The organism is Amycolatopsis kentuckyensis, from assembly GCF_002155975.1.
Lineage (GTDB): Bacteria > Actinomycetota > Actinomycetes > Mycobacteriales > Pseudonocardiaceae > Amycolatopsis > Amycolatopsis kentuckyensis.
Genome location: NZ_MUMI01000218.1, coordinates 18,721 through 38,224 on the forward strand (window position 1 = coordinate 18,721; position 19,504 = coordinate 38,224).

The 19,504-nt window shown below is 66.6% G+C and carries 17 protein-coding genes, 1 tRNA gene and 1 pseudogene; 12 read left to right on the top strand and 7 right to left on the bottom strand.

Annotation, left to right across the window (positions count from 1 at the left end; genetic code table 11):
• Positions 1-43: 43 nt before the first annotated feature.
• Positions 44-937, top strand: coding sequence for an RNA polymerase sigma-70 factor (locus CCN39_RS21625; protein WP_086844709.1), 894 nt, complete (start codon positions 44-46; stop codon positions 935-937).
• Positions 938-957: 20 nt separating this feature from the next.
• The gene (locus tag CCN39_RS21630; RefSeq protein WP_086844711.1) at positions 958-1,323 is read left to right on the top strand and encodes a sigma-70 family RNA polymerase sigma factor family protein; all 366 of its coding nucleotides are present in this window, start codon (positions 958-960) and stop codon (positions 1,321-1,323) included.
• Positions 1,324-1,353: 30 nt separating this feature from the next.
• Here the strand turns inward: CCN39_RS21630 and CCN39_RS21635 are convergent, their stop codons facing one another.
• The 3 genes from CCN39_RS21635 to CCN39_RS21645 form a co-directional block, all read right to left on the bottom strand.
• Positions 1,354-2,088 (bottom strand): SDR family oxidoreductase, encoded by a 735-nt coding sequence (locus CCN39_RS21635; protein ID WP_086844736.1) that lies wholly within the window; start codon positions 2,086-2,088, stop codon positions 1,354-1,356.
• Positions 2,085-2,453 (bottom strand): cupin domain-containing protein, encoded by a 369-nt coding sequence (locus tag CCN39_RS21640; RefSeq protein WP_244210926.1) that lies wholly within the window; start codon positions 2,451-2,453, stop codon positions 2,085-2,087. Before CCN39_RS21640 ends, CCN39_RS21635 begins: the two co-directional genes overlap by 4 nt.
• Positions 2,454-2,525: 72 nt before the next feature.
• A complete protein-coding gene (locus tag CCN39_RS21645) occupies positions 2,526-4,928 on the bottom strand; it encodes a winged helix-turn-helix domain-containing protein (protein WP_086844713.1) in 2,403 nt (800 codons plus the stop codon).
• A 56-nt stretch (positions 4,929-4,984) separates the two neighbouring features.
• On the opposite strand from CCN39_RS21645, the gene CCN39_RS21650 reads away from it, so the two are divergent.
• Positions 4,985-5,926: an MBL fold metallo-hydrolase gene (locus CCN39_RS21650; protein ID WP_086844715.1), complete on the top strand. Its 942-nt coding sequence runs from the start codon at positions 4,985-4,987 to the stop codon at positions 5,924-5,926.
• 25 nt (positions 5,927-5,951) lie between these two features.
• Here CCN39_RS21650 and CCN39_RS21655 read toward each other — a convergent pair whose 3' ends face one another.
• Positions 5,952-6,305, bottom strand: a complete 354-nt coding sequence (locus CCN39_RS21655; RefSeq protein WP_086844717.1) for an antibiotic biosynthesis monooxygenase family protein — start codon at positions 6,303-6,305, stop codon at positions 5,952-5,954.
• A complete protein-coding gene (locus CCN39_RS21660; RefSeq protein ID WP_086844719.1) occupies positions 6,302-6,514 on the bottom strand; it encodes a hypothetical protein in 213 nt (70 codons plus the stop codon). Before CCN39_RS21660 ends, CCN39_RS21655 begins: the two co-directional genes overlap by 4 nt.
• 131 nt (positions 6,515-6,645) lie before the next feature.
• Between CCN39_RS21660 and CCN39_RS21665 the strand changes: the two genes are divergently transcribed.
• The 7 genes and pseudogenes from CCN39_RS21665 to CCN39_RS21690 all read left to right on the top strand — a co-directional run bounded on the left by CCN39_RS21665 (position 6,646) and on the right by CCN39_RS21690 (position 16,709).
• The gene (locus CCN39_RS21665; protein ID WP_244210928.1) at positions 6,646-7,842 is read left to right on the top strand and encodes a low temperature requirement protein A; all 1,197 of its coding nucleotides are present in this window, start codon (positions 6,646-6,648) and stop codon (positions 7,840-7,842) included.
• Between the two features lie 81 nt (positions 7,843-7,923).
• Positions 7,924-9,255, top strand: a complete 1,332-nt coding sequence (locus CCN39_RS21670) for a peroxidase family protein (protein ID WP_208630297.1) — start codon at positions 7,924-7,926, stop codon at positions 9,253-9,255.
• Between the two features lie 77 nt (positions 9,256-9,332).
• A complete protein-coding gene (locus CCN39_RS21675) occupies positions 9,333-9,749 on the top strand; it encodes a VOC family protein (protein WP_086844724.1) in 417 nt (138 codons plus the stop codon).
• Between the two features lie 1,318 nt (positions 9,750-11,067).
• Positions 11,068-11,202 (top strand): annotated as a pseudogene (locus tag CCN39_RS51830) (recombinase family protein); the annotation flags it as partial.
• 18 nt (positions 11,203-11,220) lie between these two features.
• Positions 11,221-11,646: a recombinase zinc ribbon domain-containing protein gene (locus tag CCN39_RS51835; RefSeq protein WP_244210935.1), complete on the top strand. Its 426-nt coding sequence runs from the start codon at positions 11,221-11,223 to the stop codon at positions 11,644-11,646.
• 472 nt (positions 11,647-12,118) lie between these two features.
• Positions 12,119-15,181 (top strand): HD domain-containing protein, encoded by a 3,063-nt coding sequence (locus CCN39_RS21685; protein WP_086844744.1) that lies wholly within the window; start codon positions 12,119-12,121, stop codon positions 15,179-15,181.
• Between the two features lie 298 nt (positions 15,182-15,479).
• Positions 15,480-16,709 carry a recombinase family protein gene (locus CCN39_RS21690; protein ID WP_244210929.1) on the top strand — a complete coding sequence of 410 codons (1,230 nt, stop codon included), beginning with the start codon at positions 15,480-15,482 and terminating at the stop codon, positions 16,707-16,709.
• Here CCN39_RS21690 and CCN39_RS21695 read toward each other — a convergent pair.
• A tRNA-Leu gene (locus CCN39_RS21695) sits at positions 16,691-16,774 on the bottom strand. The genes CCN39_RS21690 and CCN39_RS21695 overlap by 19 nt on opposite strands.
• Before the next feature lie 256 nt (positions 16,775-17,030).
• Between CCN39_RS21695 and CCN39_RS51840 the strand changes: the two genes are divergently transcribed.
• A complete protein-coding gene (locus CCN39_RS51840) occupies positions 17,031-17,834 on the top strand; it encodes a cellulose-binding domain-containing protein (protein WP_244210931.1) in 804 nt (267 codons plus the stop codon).
• Here CCN39_RS51840 and CCN39_RS21705 read toward each other — a convergent pair.
• Complete coding sequence (locus tag CCN39_RS21705; RefSeq protein WP_086844728.1) at positions 17,831-18,721, bottom strand: LysR family transcriptional regulator; 891 nt, start codon at positions 18,719-18,721, stop codon at positions 17,831-17,833. The genes CCN39_RS51840 and CCN39_RS21705 overlap by 4 nt on opposite strands.
• A 93-nt stretch (positions 18,722-18,814) precedes the next feature.
• Between CCN39_RS21705 and CCN39_RS21710 the strand changes: the two genes are divergently transcribed.
• Positions 18,815-19,504: thiamine pyrophosphate-binding protein (locus tag CCN39_RS21710; RefSeq protein ID WP_244210933.1), on the top strand; the 690-nt coding region annotated here is incomplete at its 3' end.

A 19,504-nucleotide genomic window follows, 5' to 3' on the forward strand; every position in this document is an offset into this window, starting at 1 on the left:
CCGGGAGCCGACGTCGTAGAGTCGGGGGGTGACGGATTCCGGGATGAGTGCCGAACTCGGCGACCTGGCCGATCTCGAGGCGGCCACGGCCGCCTTCACCCGGGTGCGGCCGCGCCTGTTCGGGATCGCCTACCGCATGCTCAGCAGCGTCACCGAGGCCGAGGACCTGGTGCAGGAGGTCTGGCTGCGCTGGCAGACCTACGACCGGTCCACCGTGGCCAACCCGGAAGCGTTCCTGGCGACGACCACCACCCGGCTGGCCATCAACGTCCTCCAGTCGGCCCGGAACCGCCGGGAGACCTACATCGGGCCGTGGCTGCCCGAACCGGTCGACACCGCCGCGGACCCGTACCTGGGCGCCGAACGCGGCGAAGCGCTGGAGTTCGCGACCCTGCTGCTGATGGAGAAGCTCACCCCCGGCGAACGCGCCGCCTACGTGCTGCGGGAAGCCTTCGACTACTCCTACGGCCAGATCGCCGAAATCCTGTCCTCGACCGAACCCGCGGTGCGCCAGCTGGTCAGCCGGGCCCGCAAGCACCTCACGAGCGAGCGGCACGCGTCGGTGCCCGCGGCCGAGCAGCGGGAACTGCTGACCGCCTTCCTCACCGCCGCCCGGGCCGGGGACATGGCCGCGCTGGAACGGCTCTTCACGCCGGACGTGACCAGCCTGTCCGACGGCAACGGCCGCAAGGGCGTCGCCCGCACCCCGGTCGTGGGCGCGACGCGGGTGGCGAAGTTCCTGCTGGCGATCTCCAGCTGGTTCTGGGACGGCATGGACGTGCGGTGGGCCGTCACGAACGGGCAGACCTCCGCAGTGCTCGTCCAGGACGGCGTCCCGTACGGCCTGCTCACCGTCAGCGCCACCGGCGAAGGCATCGATCAGGTGCTGTGGCTGGTCAACCCCGAGAAGAACCAGGCGGTGCCGGTCCCGGCCTGACCCGCCGGCGGGAGGAATCCGTGTTCGACCCGCATGACGCGACCGTGCGCCGCTTCGCCGCGGCTTGGCGCCGCCGGGACAGCGCCGCGCTCGAAGCCGTCCTCGGCGACGACGCGGTCGCGACGTGCGACGGCGGCGGCCTGGTGCCCGCGCCGGCCGGCCCGGTGCGCGGCGCGGCGGAGGTCGCCCGGCTGGTCATCGAAGTGCTGGGCGGACGGGCGGGCGCCGAGCTGACCGTCGAGTCCGTCAACGGCCGCACCGGGCTCGCCCTGCGCCACGCCTCGCGCGCCATCGCGGTCGTCGGCGCCGAAACCGCCGGAACCCGGATCACCACGCTCTGGATCGTGCTCAACCCGGCCAAGCTGGCCGCCTGGCACCGCGGCTGACCGGGCCCGCCTGGCGGGCCCGGTCCTCCCTCACCGCGCCAGCCACTCCCGGTAGGTAGTCTTCGCGATGACGGCGCCGTCCTTCGCGATGAGGGCGTCCCCCGAAGCAGCCGCGAACAGGCCGGCCTGGTCGTCGGTCACGACCGGCCGCCGGTCACCCTGGGCGGCCAGGGTGACCCGGCCCAGCTCGTCGAGAGCGAACACCTCCGGCCCGGCGACGTTCCGCGTCCCCCGCAGCGGCGCGCCCATGCTGACGTCGGCGACCGCCTGGGCGACGTCGTCCGCCGCGATGGGCTGGATCCGCGTCGCGGGCAGGCGGACGGTGTTCTCGTCGGAGGTCCAGGACATCGTCGCGGCCATGAACTCGAAGAACTGCGTGGCGCGGACGATCGAGTACGGCACCGGCCCGGCCTTGAGGATGTCCTCCTGCAGCACCTTCGCCCGGTAGTAGACCAGGTCCGGCACGAGCTCGGCGCCCACGATCGAGAGGATGACCGCGTGGCCGACCCCGGCCGCGGCCGCCGCCTCCAGCAGGTTGTCCATGGTCGTCCGGAAGAACGCGGGCGAGGCGTCGTCGAACGTCGGCGAGTTCGTCAGGTTGACGACGACGTCGGCGCCGGCCAGCGCTTCGGCGAGACCCTTTCCGCTGAGCAGGTCCAGCCCGGTGGACGGCGAGTGCGGGACGGCTTCGTGCCCGTTCGCGGTCAGGATCTTGACCACGCGGGAGCCGATCAGCCCGGTCCCGCCGATGACGGCGATCTTCATTTCCGCGACCATCCCTTCTCACGGAGTTCGTCTTCGGTCACCAGGTCGACCATCGGCTTGCCCGGTTCGCAGAGCATGGTGACGGTGAACTTCACCGGGACGTCGGCGCGGTTGTTGCCGTCCTGGTAGTGGATGACGTCGCCGCCCGGCTCCCAGAACGCCTCACCGGCGCGGACGACCCGCGGCGGCGCGCCTTCGAGCTCGAACACCATCTCGCCCTCCAGCACGTAGCCGAAGGCCGGTCCGGGGTGGCGGTGCGGCGGGGTGCCGGGGTCGCCCGGCGGGTACTCGATGACGATCGTCATCGCATGCGCCCCCTCCGGCACGAACGGCGGTTTCGCCTCCTGCAACACGGTCAAAGACACGAGAGGACCTCCTTGACGAACGGGTACACCCGCTAGGACCGGACAGCCCCGCGATCTGTGACCGGCGGACCGTCACGTGCCGCGGTGCGGCGTCGCGAGGGTGCCGCTCGCCGACAGGAGGCGCAGTTCGCGGCCCCGCCGGACCGCCGCCCCGCGGTCGGTGGCGCCGAGCTTGGCGTAGATCCGGCGGATGTGGGTGTTGACGGTGTTCAGGGAGACCAGCAGTTCGCCCGCGATCTCCGGCCGCGTCAAGTTGGTCGGCAGGTACCGCAGGACGCGCAGCTCACTCGGACTCAGCTCCTCCAGAGGTGCCCGCACCGACGGGGCCGGAACCCGGCCGCGTACCGCGTCGAGGATGGTCGCGATGAGGGTCGCATGCCTGGTTTCCCAGGCCGGTAAGGCTTCGAGAAGCCGCCACGCGCCGGTCATCGCGAACGGGAGCACCAGCCCGTCCGGCTCGGCGAGGTCGAGCGCCCGTTCGAGGGCGGCCGCGGCGGCGCGCTCGTCGCCATCCTCGGCGTTGACGAGGGCGGTGATCAGGTGCCCTTCGATTCGCGTGAGCACGTCCTCGTCGGCGACAGGCTGGAGCACCGGAGCCGGGGCGTGCCCAGCGCGGGCCCGGGTGGCGGCCGTCCACGCGGCCACCCGGGCGGACAGCACGTGCTCGTCGGCCATCCTCACCTGGCTCTCCCGCGCGGCGGCGAACTCCGTCAGCGCGGCGCCGTGCTCGCCCCGGGCCGCGGCGAGGAGTGCGGCGACCACGTGCACGAGCAGCCGGATGCCGGGTTCACTGTCGGCTTCGGCGGCCTGCCTCGCCTGGTCCAGCCGGCGTTGCGCGTCCTCGAACTCGCCCGTCCAGGCCAGGACCCAGGCGAGAGTGGCCAGGGCAGGCGCGATGACCGGCTCGGCGTCCCACCCGTGCCGGGCGGCGAGCGCGATCGCCTCCTCGCAGCGCCGGCGGGCCAGCGCGAACGACCGGTGCGTGGACGCGAACCCGAGGTGCGCGAGGGCGGCCACCTCCAGGTACGGGCGGTCGAGGTCGCGGGCCAGGGCGGCAGCCGCCAGCAGGTGGCGTTCACCGTCGGCCGGCCGTCCCGACCACGCCTCGGTGACCCCGGCGTTCAGCAGGACGACGGCACGCAGGCCGGCCCCGGCGGCGGGCAGGGCGTCCACGTTCGCGACCACGCAGTCGAAGTGCCCGCGCAGCCGGGCGAGCAGCAGGTCCAGCGCGGTGACCGCCATCCGGTCCGCGCCGGCCGACCGGGCGGTCTCCAGGTGCTCCGCGGCCTCGTCGAGCCGCATCCCGCCCAGCGCGTCGACGGCGCGGACGAGGGCGAGCGAATCGTCGGACGCCGGGAACGCCCGCAGCAGCGCCCGCACCGTTTCCGCCTCGCCGTCGAGGGTCATGGTGAGCGCCTGACCGGACAGCAGGGCGGCTGCCTCGGCCCAGTCGCCGGCGGCCTGAAGGTGCCGGACGGCGTCGGCGGACTGCGCGTGCTCGGCGAACCACCGGGCCGCGAGCCGGTGCAGGCGGGGGATTTCGGCGGCCTGGGTGCGGCGCAGTTCCAGGTTCAGCAACCCGGCGAACAGGCGGTGGTACCGGAACCAGGTGCGCTCGGGGTCGAGCGCCACGACGAAGGCGTTGGCCTCGGCCAGGTCGAGCAGGATCCGCTCGGACCCGGTCGCGCCGGTGAGCAGGTCGGCGAGCGCGCCGCTGACGCGGTCCACAATGGAGGTGCGCAGCAGCAGGCGCAGCACGTCGGCGGGCTGCCGCTCCAGCAGCTCGGCCATCAGGTACTCGGCGACGGTCCGGTCGCTGCCCGAGAACGAGGCCACGAACCGTTCCGGGTCGGGGTGACCGGCCAGCGACAGCACCGCCAGCCGCAGTCCGGCGGCCCAGCCCTCGGTCCGTGCGTGCAGGACCGCGATCACCCGTTCGGGCAGCTTGATCCCGGCCGCGGTCACGAGCGCGGCGGTCTCCTCGACCGTGAACTGCAGCCGGTCCGGGCGGATCTCGGCCAGATCCCCCGCGAGCCGCAGCTTGTGCAGGCCCAGGGGGAGGTCGCGGCGGGCGGCCACGACCGCGTGCGCCCGCGGCGGTAGGGCCGCCAGCAGCGCGGACAGCTGCTCGGCGGCTTCGAGCTCGTGCGCGTCGTCGACGACCAGCACGAACGGACCCGCCACTGCGCTGATCTCGGCGAGCACCTTCTCGCGGCCGTCGCAGTCCGGCGCGGCGTAGGGCGGCTCCCCGCCGCATGCCGCCCGGATCCCGCTGAGCACGCTGAACCAGAACAGCTCCGCTCCGGGTCGCATCGACACGAACGCCATCCGGCGATCCTGCCCGTGACGCTCGGCCCACAGGCGAAGCAGCGAGGTTTTCCCGCTCCCGGCAGGCCCTGAGACGACCGTCACCCTTTTGCCCACCGCGGCTTCCAGTGCGGCGACGAGGCCGGCGCGGTCGATCAGGGCGGACACGGGATCACCTGGATCCAGTGACGACCGCTCACCTGACGGGTGACGAACCTGGTCCCATGACCACAACGAACTTCGCGCCGGTACCGCCCTCCGCACACGGCCCCGCCGTCAACGAGCAGGGCTACTTCGTCGGCCGAGTGGAGAAGAACCTCTACTGGGTCACCGACGGCGGCTACCAGGCCGCGTTCCTGACCACCCCCGACGGCGTGGTGCTGTTCGACGCACCCCCGACCATCGGGCACAACCTGCAGCGCGCCGTCGACGAGATCGCGTCGGCCAACGGCGTGTCCAACAAGGTGACGCACCTCGTCTACTCCCACCACCACGCCGACCACATCGGTGCCTCCTCGTTGTTCGGCAAGGACGTGATGCGAGTCGGCCACGCCGACACCAAGCGGCTGCTGCAGCGCTACGACGACCCGGCGCGGCCCCTGCCCGACATCACCTTCGAGCAGGACCACACCCTGCGGGTGGGCGGCGAGCGCGTCGACCTGGCCTGGCGCGGCACGAACCACACGCCGGACAACATCTACCTCCACCTGCCCGAGCACGACACCCTGATGCTCATCGACGTCGTGGTGCCGGGCTGGGGATCGTTCGCCGCCTTCAACGTCAACAGCGACGTGCCCGGCTCCATAGCCGCTCCCGGCACCGCGCTGTCGTTCCCGTGGAAGCACTTCATCGGCGGCCATCTCGGCCGCCTGGGCACCCGCGACGACGTCGTACTGCACGGGCAGTACATCGAGGACATCGCGGAGAGCGCGCGAGCAGCGCTGTCCACAGTGGATCCCTTGCCGTTCTACGCCAAGTACGGCGACAACACCTGGGCAGCAGTGAAAGCCTACCTCGACGCGGCGACCGAGTACGCCGCAGCACCCGTCGCCCGGAAATACGCCGGGGTGCTGGGCGCGGCCGACGTCTTCATCGCCAGCACGACGTTCGTCATCCTGGAGTCCCTTCGGCTGGAGGCCGGGGTCGGCTTGCAGATTCACCCGTGAGCCGTCGAACGTGCCGCCTCGGCACTCAGGAGGGGCGGAGTTCGACGACGACGCGATAGCCGCCCGGTTCCGAGGTGATGTGCAAGCCCGGATCGTCGAACAAGCGCCGCAGCGAGGCATGCCATTCGGGGTTGCCGGTGGCCTTGTCGAGCGCGGTGCCCGAGGACCACTCGGCGATGTGGACGAACCGCACCTCGGGGGCGTCGGCGAGCGGCCGGTGCAGCCGAGATCGGATGAAGCCGGGCTGGGCCGACATGATCCGGGCGTTCTCCTGGTACCTCTCGACGAAATAACCGGCTTCGCCGACCGGAACGGTGTAGTACTTGATGACCGTGACCGGTTCGTCGACCTCGGTCTTCGATGCCAGGGATCTGCTCACTTGGGGTTCCCTTCCTCGACCGCTTCGACCGCGCCGAGAAGACCGCGGAGGTTGACCTCGTAGCGCTCCGCGTCGGTGGGGTCGAACAGCCATTCGGTGATCGGTGTGCGGGCGGCGTCTTCGGGGTGGCTCGATTCGGCGATGTCCAGCTCGGCCGACACCTCGATCTCGAGCCCGTGCAGGAACTTTTCGTGGTCCGGCGTGCTCATGTCCCTTGAGACAAGGCAGCCCGCCGTGTTGTGACAAGCGCGACCTGAGTTCCGTTCCGGTCACGAACGCCGGTGCTGCGCTGTCCTGGCTCGCAACCGACCCAGTGGGATGGAGCGAGCCCTTGCCGCCGATGAGCACCAGGACCCGGATCCGGGTCCGGATGAGCGCGCGCCCGATCGACGAACCGCACCGCGCGTCGAGCCAGCTCGAGCTGCTGTTCGACCTCGTCTTCGTGGTCGCCGTCGCGGCCGCCACCGCCCAGCTCGCGCACCGGATCGCCGACGGCCACGCCTGGACCGGCCTGGCCGGGTTCCTCCAGGTGTTCTTCGCGATCTGGTGGGCGTGGATGAACTTCACGTGGTTCGCGTCGTCCTACGACACCGACGACGTGGCATACCGGCTTCTGACCATGGTGCAGATGGCCGGTGTGCTCGTCCTCGCCGCCGGGGTGCCCGCCACGGCCACCGGCGACTACCGCGCCGTCGCGGCCGGCTACCTCGTCATGCGGATCGGGCTCGTCGCGCAGTGGCTGCGGGCCGGTCTCGAGGACCCGGCGCGCAGGCGGACCGCGTTCCGCTACGCCACCGGCATCGCCGTCCTGCAGATCGGCTGGGTGGGCTGGCTCGTCCTCGGCGAGACGGGTGTCCTTTCGCCGGGCACCCGGACGGTGTGCTTCCTCGCGCTGGCTGCCGCCGAACTCGCGGTGCCGCGCTGGGCGGAGCGGCCCGGCGCCACCACCTGGCACCCGCACCACATCGCCGAGCGCTACGGGCTGTTCACGATCATCCTGCTCGGCGAGAGCGTCTTGGCCGCGATCACGGGTGTCCGGGGAGCTCTGCAGGCGGCGGAGGTCAGCGCCGCGTTCGTCACGATCGCGGTCTCCGGCCTCGTGCTGCTCTTCGCTACCTGGTGGCTGTACTTCCTGGAACCGGCCGGGGACGGGCTGCGCGATCGCCGCGAGGGGTCATACCTGTGGGGCTACGGCCACTTCGGCATCTTCGCGGCGCTCGCGGCACTCGGCGCGAGCCTGGAGGTCGCGGTCGAGGACACCGGGCACCACCTGCCGGCCTCACCGGTTCTGATCAGCTACGCCGTCGCAGCCTCCGTGGGCGTGTTTCTCGTGCTTCTGTGGCTTGTCCACGTGCCGATCGTGGCGAGGACCGTCCTGCGTCCCGGCGCGGTTCTGGCCTGCACCACCGTCGTGTTCCTGCTTCCGCTCGCCGCGCCGTGGACCGGGGTGGCCGTCGTGGTCGCGGGCATCGCGGCGGCCTGCGCCTTGCTGGTCGCTTTCACCATCACCCTGGAAAGGAACGGAAATCATCCATAAGGGGCTGTCACACGCCGCAGGGCTGCCTTGTCTTCACTGGCACCGGGATCACGACGATCCCCAGCGGACAGGAGGTATGCCGTGACAACCGTGGTGACCCCCATCGCGGAGGCGGAAGCCGGGCACCCGTCGCCGGCCGGGTCGAGCCGGTACGGGCGCATGTTCCCCGGCCTCGCCCCACTGGTCACTGATCCGTGGCTGCTGGTGCGCGCGGGCGGCCACGGCGGGATCTGCGACGCGGCGGCGATGCCCGGGCCGAGCGGCGACGACGCGGTCGAGGCAGCCGGGTGGCCGTTCTTCGGCCAGTTGATCGCGCACGACATCACCGCCGACCGCTCGTCCATCACCGGTGACCTGCGCCCGGAAGCGCTGCGCAACGCCCGCGCACCGAAGCTCGACCTGGAGATGCTCTACTCCGACGGTCCCATCGGTTCGCCGTTCCTCTACGACACGGACGATCCGGCGAAGTTCCTGCTCGGCCGCCCCGATGGTTACGACGTGCCCCGCAACCGGCAGGGGGTGGCCCTGATCGGCGACCCCCGCAACGACTCGCACCTGGTCGCACTGACCCTGCACACCGCGCTGCTGCGGGCCCACAACCGCATCGTGGATCTGCTGCGCGACGACGGCGTGACCGACGTTTTCGACCGGGCGCGGCAGGCACTCACCTGGCACTACCAGTGGATCGTGGTCCACGACTTCCTGCCCAGGCTCGTCGGGCTGCCCCTGGTCGAGCAGGTGCTCGCGACGGGCGGCCGGTGGTTCGCGCCGCCGCCGGGACAGGCCTCCATCCCGCTGGAGTTTTCCCACGCGGCCTTCCGCTACGGCCACAGCCAGATCCGCCACACCTACCGGCTCGTCCCCGGCGGCCCCGAACTGCCGCTCTTCCCGGACCTCGTCGGATTCCGGCCGGTGCCCGCCGGCCGGCACCTCGACCTCGCGCTGATCTTCGACTTGCCCGGCCACCCCCCGGCCCAACGGGCCAAACGCATCGACGGCCGCCTTCCCGCGAGCCTCATCGCGCTGCCCGAGCAGGTCACCGGCACCGTCGACGCCGTCGCCCACCGGTCGCTCGCGGTCCGCGACCTCCTCCGCGGCGAGACCACCGGACTGCCCAGCGGCGAATCCGTCGCCCGGCACATCGGCGTGCCGCCGTTGACCGCGGGCGAAGGTTCCTGGCCGCACGGCACCCCGCTGTGGATCTACGTCCTCAACGAAGCCCAGCACCACGGCGGCGGCAACCGCCTGGGCGAGGTCGGCGGCCGCATCGTCGCGGAAGTCCTGATCGGACTGGTACGCGCCGACCCGGCGAGCTACCTGAACGGCGAACCGGGCTGGCGACCAACCCTGCCCGCCGCGGGACCGGCCTATGGCCTGGCCGACCTGCTCACGCTGGGCCACACGACGCGGTGAGCTCGCCCGCGGCGACGGTCACATCGCACCGCTGTCCGGTCTTCGCCGGCGACGACAACCGTGAGGAGATTTCAGCAATGGACGGTTTTCCCGCGCCGGATCAGGGCTTGATCGTCACGCACTTCCTGACCGTGCGCGACGTCGAAGTGTCGCGCGAGTTCTACGCCAAGGTCTTCGGCGGGCACGTCGTGCTGGCCGAGAACCCCGCCACCGTGCGCGTCGCCAACACGTGGATCATCATGAACCCGGGCGGCGGCCCCACGCCGGACAAGCCGGACGTGATCCTGACCGCACCAGAGCCCGGTGACCCGGTGTCGGCGTTCCTCAACGTTCGAGTGGCCGACATCGCGCAGTTCCACACTCGAGCCCGCGCGAAGGGCGCGGAGTTTCTGACCGAGCCGCAGGACCGCGGAGCCGAGCTGCGATGCTACCTCCGCGACCCGGACGGCTACCTGATCGAGATCGGCCAGACGACCGGCCTGCTCACCAGGTGACCGCTTGCCGGCCGGCGCACACGCGCCGGCAGCCATCAGTCCATGAAATACGAGTCATGTTCATCAAGGGACTCGGCGCGTCGTCCTGCGCGATCTGGCCGATCTTCTCGCAGTACTCCTCGCACGGCGCGCCAGGGATGCTCGGACCGGTGGTGAGTGTAGGTGACCGTCACGTAGCCGGCCTCCAGGAGTGGGGCCGCCTCGTCCGGTTTGCGTAAGCAGCGAGAACTCGAGCGGCCAGTTCGAAAGCACGATGGCCTCCGGTGAGCGTGACTGCCAACGGGTGCTGTGCACGCAGATGACCGGAGTAGAGCAGCGAGGCTGACAGGTCCAGCAGCTTGGCGACACGCCGCCGGCGTTCGCACAGGCGTCGCCAGACGCCTGTCTTGTGCCATTCGGTCAGGCGGCGCCAGCAGGCCACGGACAGAGATCGACTACCTGCAGCGCATACGGGTCGTCCGAGCTGCCATGCGGCCATTCGGGTGCAGATCGGCTTTCGTCTCGTCATGGGCGCCAGGCGACTGTGTTCCGCCCTCGACCCGAATCCACCTCAAGCACCGGGGTGCGCTATGAGAAGTACTGCCTGCAGGGCCACCATGACACGAGTTGTGTCCCCACGCCGAGCCGGTGCCCGGCGTCGCCGGCAGGTTGTCGGTGGTGATGGGCTGAGGTTTGCGTTCTACGGGCGCATGTCCACGGTCGAATTCCAGGACCGAGCGACGTCGTTGGGGTGGCAGCGCGAGGTCGCCGAGGAGACAATCCGCGAGCGCGGCATGATCGTGGCGGAATACTTCGACGAAGGATGTTCACGGCGCCTGCCCTGGCGTGAACGGCCGGCCGCGGCCCAGCTGATGGCAGCGGCGGAGCACCCGAACCGCTCGTTCGACGCCGTCGTCATCGGTGAGTACGAGCGGGCGTTCTACGGAGACCAGTTCGGCGCTGTGCTGACTGCGCTGCGGGCGCAAGGTATTCAGCTGTGGCTGCCTGAAGCGGACGGTCCGGTGAACCTCGAGGACCCGGTGCACCAGGCGCTGATGCTTCTCCTCGGGTCCCGGTCACGCCGCGAGGTGCTGCGGGCCCGGCACCGGGTACTGGCTGCAATGGGCGTCCAGGCCCGTGTCCAAGGCAGGTTCCTCGGCGGCCGGCCACCCTACGGATACCGCCTGGCCGACGCCGGCCCCCACCCGAACCGCGCCCACGCGAGCTGGGGCCGCCGCCTGCACCGCCTCGAACCCGATCCGGCCACCGCACCGTGGGTGCGGTGGATCTTCCAGCAACGAGCCACCGGGCGAGGCACGAGTGGATCGTCCGGACCGTCGTGGGCATCCTCGAGAATCCGCGGTACACGGGGCGTCAGGTGTGGAACCGGCACGGCGCCCGAACAACCGGCCCAGCCCACCACCGTGGTCCCACCCGACCACCGGCGGAACGAGATTGGGCAGAGTCGGAGAAAAGGGCGCATCCGGCGCTCGTGGACGAGGCGACCTTCCTGCATGTCCAGGGCATGCGCGCGGCCCGGCCCACCCAGCACGGTGACACCAGGACGTACGTCCTTGCAGGGCTCGTGCAATGTCAGCTATGCGGCCGCCGACTGGACTCGCACTGGGTCAACGGCCGCCCCGGCTACCGCTGCCGCCACGGCCACACCAGCGCCCGCAACCGCCCACCACAGCTCGCCAAGAACGTCTACGTTCGTGAAGACCACTTGCTCAACGAGCTCCGCGTGCGATTCGCCGAGACCGTAGGTGACGATGGGGCGGCGATCGCCGCCTACCTGAGAACGAACGATCTAACGATTATGTGCGGCGACGCCGCACGACAAGTCAGGGCATACAGCCCACAATCCGCACTTGCCACGCCAGTTGAGACCGTCGGCGACCAGCTACTGTTACTCTGACCTGGCCGCGACGCGCGGTTCTATGGGGTAATTGAGTGTCCGAGACGATCTTGCTCGCTATCTACACGCCTCGGCGTGAAGGGGTGATCAGGGCCACTCGCGCGGTTGACCCCGAAGCTCTTGACACACAGCTAACGTGCCCGTCACCTCGGCACACCATAGGTCGAATAGATACGGCTTTATAACGATCTTCCCTCGGCAATGGCTACACTCATTAAGAGTGCGAACACGCTGCGCGGGGTTGGGAGCGAGAAGGCATCCTACACATCGGGGCTGTCGACAAGACCCTTAATAGCTAGATATTAGTTCATCACTTAGTGGTCCAGCTGTTCGTCTTCGAACCAGCTACCTAGAGCACAGGCGGTTCAGCGAAGCGCTGAGCCCGACACACGAGGTCGGGCGTTGTAACACTCCTGGCCGCACGCGCGACCTTGTGAGACCAGGAGTCTCACGCCCAACGGAAGAGCAAGCAATGTCTGACCTGCTGAGAACTGCCGCTGAAAAGCGAGCGGATGCCGCATCGCACCTACCAGCTTTCTCAGGTTTCAGTCTAGAACGACTGCGATCGGAGTTGACGGAGGCGCTGACACACTTCGGCAGACTTGGCATATTCGAAGAATATACCAAGCATGACATTAGCCATGTCGATGGCATGCTACGCCTTTTCGATTGGCTGATTCCAAATGACACGGCAAAAATTATGTCGCCGGCAGATTGGCTCCTTTCCACACTTTCAGCTTATCTCCATGACTGCGGCATGCTCGTAACTCGCAAAGAATTCGATCGACGAGAGGAGACTAACTATCGAGCACACGAAACGCGGGTTCGACGAGCAATGTCAAGTAATCGCGACCTAAACGTATATCTCGAATCTCTGACAGAAATCGAACAAGAAAAGTTCTTCTATCAAGAATTCGTGCGATTTAATCATGCCAAAAGAATAAATACCTGGGTCTCCGGAGTGCCTGACAGCGATCTTGGATACGACCCCGATTTTGTATCTCGGATTGCCGAACTGATATCTCCCCTAGACCCGACATTCAGAAGCGACCTGGGTCTCGTGTGCGAAAGCCATCACCTCGATGATATCGACAACATCAACAAATACCCAGTAGACAAGCCATATGGCGACAGTCTCGATGAGACTGCCAATGTCCAGTACGCCGCACTTTTACTGCGAGCCGCAGATCTACTGCATATCGCACGCCAACGGACGCCCACCGTTGCATACGAAATAATCAACCCAGCGAATCCTATTAGCCAGCTTGAGTGGTCGAAACAAAATGCCGTCCGAACGGTTCGAAGCCAAAAAGGTGTGGATGCGGAGGGAAATGTCGATCCGAATGCGCCGAGAGACACGGTGGAAGTGTATGCCTTGTTCTCTAACGCCGAAGGATTCTTTGGTCTAACAAGCTATCTGCAATATGCGTCGCGCGAACTCAATGAGTGCTATAGGTGGGCAAAATTCTCGAACCAGCGATGGGGGTCTGCGCACCAATTCCCATGGCGAAGGATTGACTCGAGCAACGTCGAAGCCCATGGCTTTATCGCAGCGCAATTTGGGTTCAAGATCAACGAAGACAAGATCCTTGATTTGCTTACAGGCCACACCTTGTACAACAATAGCAACGTAGTTCTCCGCGAGCTTGTGCAAAATGGAATAGATGCAGTCCGACTAATGCAGGAAGAGACCGATAAGGACAACTACTCGCCGACCGTAGAAATCGAGTGGAATTCGATCGAAAAGGTCCTGTCGGTAACTGACAACGGGACCGGAATGACCCAGGAAGTTATCGAATCCAACTTTCTTAGCGTCGGATCTTCTCGATATCAGGAAGCCCAGTTTCAAAAAGAACATCCGAATTTCACTCCCATAAGTCGGTTTGGAATAGGTGTCTTATCAGCCTTTATGATCGCGGATGATATCGACGTTTACACCGTCAGCACAGAAGAGGAAAAGTCCAGGCATATTACCTTGCGTTCTATCCATGGCAAGTACTTAATTGAGCTCCTAGAAAAGAACAGTGAAGTTCTACCCAAGCGGATACGACAGCATGGAACCCATATTAGGCTTCAGCTCCGACAAGACGCCCACCTCCAGGACGTCGCGAAGACGTTGAAACATTGGATTGCAATCCCAAGATGTCGAGTCGCCGTCTCGATTGATGGCTCAGCGCCGATCGCAGTAGGATTTGAATCTGTTGCTGACGCCTTGAAGAGCTCGATGCTCGACGCACAAGCCGTGAAGCACGATGACAATACACAGATCGTCAATAGACTTAATAAACCAGTCAAAATCGAGCAATTTGATCATGACGGCGTCACGACGGCGATAGCGCTGGAGTGGAATGACTGGTTCAGTCAATGGTCGCTGATGTCCATCGGTCGGAGCACCATGCTGGCCCGTACCGTCCAACTTGGTACTTGTGTTGAAGGAATTCGAGTAACCACCCATACCCCAGGCTACATAGGAACGCCCTTTTGGGCGCTTTCCAACGCGACCGGCTCTTCGGCTCCTCGCACAAATGTCGCAAGAACCTCATTAGAACATACATCGAAATACGAAAGTTATTTGCGGTCCGTTTACATGACTTACGTCAGTCACGTAAATACCGAGCTTGAACAGATGATCTCAGATCGTAAATGCTCAGCAACAAAGGCTTCAAAAGAAGCAAACTTTCTCTGCAAGCCTATTTACTACGGCAATGCGAATAATTCGCAGGGCGAGAAGGCTGTGGAATCGGAGCGGCTAGTCCTCGAAGCACTCTCAGAAGTTTCAAGCTACGCAATCGAGGACAACGGCAGACGCGAGGTTGTAAGTCTGCGCGATCTTCAAAGGTTTGAGTACCTTCATTTCTTTGAGAACTCGTTGGCTCGCAACTTGGAATATGTGCTATCTGCAATACCGGTCAACAAGTCTATCTCTGAAATACTATCCGCCCTTGATAGCGACGACAAGTTGGTAGAAAGTCCTGGGCCACGCTATTGCTCGCCCACGGGTTCCCTGCTATTTACTAACCTCTTCGCACGATATTGGGGCCCCGCCGAGATTAGCATCGACGCAGCTCAGCGAAGTACATTCTCAAAATGGGTTCATTCATCAAAGGACCGATGGTGGCACTCCGATGCAGATCTTGATCTGTCAAGCTTCCGCGACAACTTCGATGTCCACGTCCCAGCAAGTGATGCGATCCAGCTTTCAGGTACAGGTGATTACACCGGTATTCGCCTTTTAGGTCGAACTTATCTATTTCCAAATAATCCACTAGTTCGACTTGTCGTTACCGACAAACCGTACATTGAGACTGACGAACAGTCAGCCATGATTTTTGAATTGATCAAACGAATGGTCGAGGTTCGACGCAGAGGCAGCCAAAGCGTAGAATTTGAGATTGAGAAGAAGATTTTTGGCGAGCTCAGAGCGAACGGTTTCGGCGACGGTCTGTCGCCTGAGGAACTTGTCGGAATACTCACAGGCTGGAGCCACGATATCTTCAATCTCGACCGATGGGAGCGACACGAATCACCATGGTGAGCAGTAAAGACCTGAACGATCTGATGCTCAAGCTGGATTCTACCAGTAAGGCTTCTGCCGACAGTCTCTTCGAGGCCCTAGTTGATAGATATCACGAGGCCGCGGAGTGGTACCTAGAGGAGAAAAGATCAAAATCGCGAATGTCGAAACGGCTTAGGTCCGCTTCCATCATGCTCGCTGTCATAGGTGGAATTTGCCGCTAGCGTCCGTCGCATTCCCTGTCGTAAGTGCGTATATTGGATACATTGTTCTCGCACTGGCCGAGCGGCAACACGTTCAAGCTCGCGTCCGAGCGGCAATGGACGCGCAGGTGATCAACGAAGGGCGTCACCAGGGCGGCCGGGCGCCGTACGGCTACGTCGTCGTCGACAGTGGTCCCCATCCGAACCCGCGAAAAGCTGCGGAAGGGTTCAAGCTGCGGGTGCTGGCGCTCGACGAGACGACGGCGGACGTGGTCCGCCGGATCTTCGCCGAGTACCTGGACGGAAACGGCGATCGCGCGATCGCCAACCTGCTCAACCGGGACGGCATTCCCTGTCCCTCCGCGCATCGGCCGGACCAAAATCGGCACCGGCTCGCGGACGGCTGGCAAGGCAGCTCGGTGCGAGCGATCCTCGATAACCCGCGATACACGGGCTACGCCATCTTCGGACGCTGGACGAAACACGAGACGTTGCTTGACCCGGAAGACGTTGCCGCGGGCCACGTGGTGCGGTTCAAGCGCGCGGCGCCGGACCGGATCGTACGGTCGCGCGAGCAGGCGCATCCGGCGATCGTGTCCGTGGAGACCTTCACGCAGGTACAGCTTTTGCGTCGGTCGAAGTCGGCAGGCGGATTGAAGACGGCACGTAAGGCCGAGCGAGGCGCCCGAAACACCGCACGGTCATATCTGCTGCGCGGACTGATCCGATGCGGAGTCTGCGGCCGGAAGATGCAAGGAGCCACGATCCGGAAAGGCGCCTACTACCGCTGTACCTCGCGGACTATGGCGCCGGGCTCGCTGCAGCTGGCGGAGCACCCGAAGACGGTGAACCTGCGGGAAGGCGTGGTCGTCGAGGCGCTCAACGGATGGCTTCACGAGCTGTTCCACCCGGACAACCGCGACCGAACGGCGGCCGCGCTACTCGGATCGGACGGGAGCAAGGCCGGCGGTGGTCCGCTCGAAGCGGCGAGGAACCGACTGGCGGACGCAGAGGCGAGGCTTCAGCGGTATCAGGCCGCCATCGCGGCCGGCGTCGAGCCCGAAGCACTCGTCGAACCGATGAACCAGGCACAGGCAGAACGAGCGGCCGCGAAAGCCCAGATCGAGAGCGTGCCAGCCGACTCGACGGTAAGCCGTGCGGAGATCTACGCGAGGATCGATGCCCTCGGCGACGTCTGCGGGACCCTGGCCGACGCGACCACGGCTGGCCTGAGCCGCCTGTACCGCGCCCTGAACCTGGAGCTACGCTACGAACCAAAAGAGCTGGCCGTCTATGCGACGACCAGCCCGGGTGTAGATAGTGCGTGTGTCCGAGGGGGGACTTGAACCCCCACGCCCGTTAAGGGCACTAGCACCTCAAGCTAGCGCGTCTGCCATTCCGCCACTCGGACCTGCTGAAGAAAGAGTATACGGCCACCCCGCCCCCTTGTTCAGGGGGGTGTCGATCCCGGCCGCACCCACGTCTGGCATGATCGACGGTTTTCGATGCTCTGCATCGATCCAGTGCTCCTCAACCTGCAGCACAGCCCGCAGGAAGACCCGCGAAACGCCGTTGCTTCCATGGTTTACAAGACCGCCCGCGCTTCCTAGGATTCGCCGGGCAAGCCAGCGCGTTCGAGCGCCCCTCAGCGGAGTGGAGGTTGCGGTATGGCGCGCGTCGGCCGGTCTGATGATGAGATTTCCGTTGATGAGCTCCTGCGGGAGACTGGGGCCATGCCTCGGTCGCTCGGGGCCTATGCCCCCATCACGCGGCCTCGGGAGGCCGATACCGGGGATGGGTACCGGGAACGGCTCGAGCAGCGGGCGAAGGAGGCCGCCGCCGCTCAGCAGCGGGCGGGGCGGCGGATTCGGTGGGTCTCTGCCGTCTGCGGGGGCGTTGTCGTCATTGCCAGCCTGGTCATCATCGCCGTCACCTCGGAGAGCACGCCCGGGCGGCAAGCCGCCATGGCTCCCGATCCTCTTGCTCCCGCCACCACTCCGCGCACCACCGCCACCACCGATGCTCCAAGACCCACGCCGGTGCCCACCGTGATCCGGCAGACCTCCGCGTCTCCGACGACCACGACGGCGGCGGCGCCCAAGACCACTGCCACCGGCCAGACCCAGGCTCCTCCTCCCCCGCCCGCTCCGGTTGCGTCGTGCACCGTCCGCTACGCCGTCACCGACCAGTGGCCGAACGGGTTCACCGCCAACGTCTTCGTCACCAACACCGGTAACCAGACGCTCAACCCGTGGACCTCCACCTGGAACTTCACCGCCGGGCAGCGGGTCACCCACAGCTGGAACGGCGACTACTCCCAGAGCGGTTCGCGGGTCACCATGAAAGCGGTTTCCTACAACCTGAGCCTCGCCCCCGGCGCGACCGTCAACATCGGCTTCAACGGCTCCTTCGACCGCAGCAACCCGGCACCCGTGGGGTTCACCCTCGACGGCGCCCGCTGCACCACCTAGCCCAGCACCTCGCGCATGAAGCCCACCAGCCAGTGCTGGGCCGGGCTGCGGGCGTGCGTGTGCCGCGTGTACACCGACACCTGGGCCGGCTCGACCTCGAGCGGCAGCTCGAACAGCCGGACCCGGTGCTCGGCCGCGAACATCTCCGCCACCAGCCGCGGGACCATCGCCACCAGCTCGCCGTCCTGGACCAGGTACGGCAGCGCCGCGAACCGGGTCACCTCGAGCACCACGCGGTCCAGCAGGCCGGACGCCTCCAGTGCGCGACGCGGGCCGTCGTGACCCGTCGGGCCGAACACCGTCACGTGGCGCTCGGCCGCCAGCTGCTCCCATGACACCGCAGCACCCAGCCGGGGGTGGTCCGAGGCCACCATGCCCAGGTAACCCTCGGAAAACAGCGGGATCCGGGCGACCCGCTGGGAACTGATCAGCGGGGACGCGATGAACGCGTCGATCTCGCCGCGGCCGAGCTGGTCGGCCGCGCGGTCGACGTCCAGCGGCCGGACGGTCAGCGTCACGCCGGGCGCGCGCGACGGCAGCGCCGCCATCAGGCGCGGCAGCAGCGAGATCTCGCCCAGGTCCGACAGGCACAGCGTGAACGCCGCCCGGGCCGTCGACGGCGAGAACGACTTCGCGCCGCTGACCGCCGTCTCGATCTCCGACAGCGCGCTGTGCAGGGGCTCGTAGAGCGCGCGGGCCGTCGTCGTGGGCACCAGGCCGCCGCCGGTGCGGCGGAACAGCTCGTCGGAGAACCGGCGCCGCAGCTTCTGCAGGCTGTAGCTGATCGTCGGCTGCGTGACGTGCAGGGACTCGGCCGTTGCGGTCACGCTGCGGGTCTCGTACAGCAGCACGAACGTGCGCACCAGGTTCAGGTCGAAATCCGGCATATCGATCCCATCGATGAAGCAACGAGCCAACATCTATTGGAACACAGCCGCGGCGCTCCATAGGGTCGATCCGACTTCGAGGAGGCCCCGCCCATGCCCACCGTCCGCCGGCTCGCCCACGAGTTCCTGGACCGCCGTGGCCTGACCACCGTCTTCGGCAACCCCGGGTCCAACGAGCTGCCGTTCCTCGCCGAGCTGCCCGAGCACTTCCGCTACGTCCTCGGCCTGCACGAGGGCGCCGTCGTCGGAATGGCCGACGGCTACGCCCAGGCGACCGGCCGCCCGGTGCTGGTCAACCTGCACGCCGCTGCCGGCTCCGGCAACGCGATGGGCGCGCTCACCAACGCCGTCTACTCCCGCTCTCCCCTGGTGCTCACCGCGGGCCAGCAGGTCCGGACGGCGATCGGCCTGGAAGCGATGCTCGCCAACGTCGACGCCACGCAGCTGATGCGGCCCCTGGTCGCGTGGTCCGGCGAGCCGAGCTGCGCCGCGGACGTCCCCCGTTCGCTCGCCCAGGCGGTGTTCGAGGCCGAACTGCACCGGCGCCCGAGCTACCTCTCGGTGCCCTACGACGACTGGGCCGTCGAGCTGGCCGACACCGCGACGCTCGACCGGCAGGTCCACAAAGGCCTGGCGCCGAGCGAAGCCCAGCTCGAGGACCTCGTCACGAGCGTCGCCGCGGCGGAGAACCCGGCGCTGGTCCTGGGCGGTGACATCGACGCCACCGGGCTCTTCGACCGGGCCGTGGCCCTGGCCGAGCACCTCGGCCTGCCGACCTGGGTG

Coding starts and splice junctions, on each gene's coding strand:
- CCN39_RS21625 (WP_086844709.1), top strand. CDS start 44: ATGAGTGCCGAACTCGGCGACCTGGCCGATCTCGAGGCGGCCACGGCC.
- CCN39_RS21635 (WP_086844736.1), bottom strand. CDS start 2,088: ATGAAGATCGCCGTCATCGGCGGGACCGGGCTGATCGGCTCCCGCGTG.
- CCN39_RS21650 (WP_086844715.1), top strand. CDS start 4,985: ATGACCACAACGAACTTCGCGCCGGTACCGCCCTCCGCACACGGCCCC.
- CCN39_RS21660 (WP_086844719.1), bottom strand. CDS start 6,514: ATGAGCACGCCGGACCACGAAAAGTTCCTGCACGGGCTCGAGATCGAG.
- CCN39_RS21665 (WP_244210928.1), top strand. CDS start 6,646: ATGAGCACCAGGACCCGGATCCGGGTCCGGATGAGCGCGCGCCCGATC.
- CCN39_RS21675 (WP_086844724.1), top strand. CDS start 9,333: ATGGACGGTTTTCCCGCGCCGGATCAGGGCTTGATCGTCACGCACTTC.
- CCN39_RS21685 (WP_086844744.1), top strand. CDS start 12,119: ATGTCTGACCTGCTGAGAACTGCCGCTGAAAAGCGAGCGGATGCCGCA.
- CCN39_RS21690 (WP_244210929.1), top strand. CDS start 15,480: ATGGACGCGCAGGTGATCAACGAAGGGCGTCACCAGGGCGGCCGGGCG.
- CCN39_RS51840 (WP_244210931.1), top strand. CDS start 17,031: ATGGCGCGCGTCGGCCGGTCTGATGATGAGATTTCCGTTGATGAGCTC.
- CCN39_RS21705 (WP_086844728.1), bottom strand. CDS start 18,721: ATGCCGGATTTCGACCTGAACCTGGTGCGCACGTTCGTGCTGCTGTAC.